The sequence below is a fragment of the Hyphomonas sp. UBA3601 genome, assembly GCF_002375605.1.
Lineage (GTDB): Bacteria > Pseudomonadota > Alphaproteobacteria > Caulobacterales > Hyphomonadaceae > Hyphomonas.
The window spans coordinates 1-254 of sequence record NZ_DFME01000122.1 but is presented as its reverse complement, the minus strand read 5'-3'; the positions used below and the strand labels follow the sequence as shown (position 1 = coordinate 254).

At 61.0% G+C, this 254-nt stretch carries 1 protein-coding gene; it reads right to left on the bottom strand.

The features are described 5' to 3' along the window. On the bottom strand, positions 1-254 hold a 254-nt coding region (locus B4F73_RS13210), incomplete at both ends, for a carboxyl transferase domain-containing protein (RefSeq protein ID WP_290483494.1).

Here is a 254-nt window from a genome sequence, read left to right as displayed (position 1 = left end):
CGGGTTGAGTGCGGCATGATGATGTCGTCGATATAGCCCTTGCGCGCGGCGACGTAGGGGTTCGCGAAATTGTCCTCATACATCTTGGTGTGCGCGGCGATCTTTTCCTCGTCGCCCAGGTCTTTGCGGAAGATGATCTCGACCGCGCCCTTGGCGCCCATCACGGCGATCTCGGCCGTTGGCCAGGCATAGTTCACATCGCCGCGCAGATGCTTGGAGCTCATCACGTCATAGGCGCCGCCATAGGCCTTGCG